The organism is Photobacterium andalusiense, from assembly GCF_900185625.1.
Lineage (GTDB): Bacteria > Pseudomonadota > Gammaproteobacteria > Enterobacterales > Vibrionaceae > Photobacterium > Photobacterium aquimaris.
The window spans coordinates 1-618 of the sequence record NZ_FYAJ01000057.1; the positions used below are offsets into that span (position 1 = coordinate 1).

The window sequence follows — 618 nt, forward strand, 5'->3', positions numbered from 1 at the left end:
AAGGCTGGTTATTAATAAGATTATTAATGGTTAGCGTATTTATTATTTATTCCCATTTCTGTTCTAGCTTATTATTAATAAATTTCTTTATTATCGAATTTATTAAATCTTTAAATTAGTTTGCTTTCACTTCTGGTTTAGTATCACGAGCTGCGATGAAACCATAGAAGATGTAGCCAAGTAACATCAGGATAGTACCGCCGAATACTGCGGTAGCACCACAAGCATACACACCATAGATACTGTAAAGAACGGCTAATGTACCCACTGTCGCACCTAAGCGGTATTGCTTTGGAGATACCATGTTCTTGCGAAGTAATACTTCAAGGCCAGTCATCGATAGGATGTAAGGCACCATGTTAATGAATACTGCAAGGTTCAATAACGCGTTGAACTGACTGATTAGGTTAGGAGAAATCGTCATTACCGCTAGTAAAATCTCAGCAGCTAGCATGATTAACATACCTGCAATCGGTGCGCCTGCTTTGTTTGTTTTAGCAAAGATTTTAGGGAATAGACCTTCATCTGCTGCCGCTTTAGAAACCTGTGCGTTAGTGAACTGCCAGCCAAGTAGTGAACCGATACATGCGATAACTGCTGCTAGAGTAACGATGTTAC

Annotated in this window: 1 protein-coding gene; it reads right to left on the bottom strand. The window is 39.2% G+C overall.

Annotated features, from left to right (window positions below):
* Nucleotides 1–115 precede the first annotated feature (115 nt).
* Nucleotides 116–618 (bottom strand): amino acid permease (locus PAND9192_RS20435; RefSeq protein ID WP_144018121.1); only part of this gene is annotated, 503 nt, incomplete at its 5' end.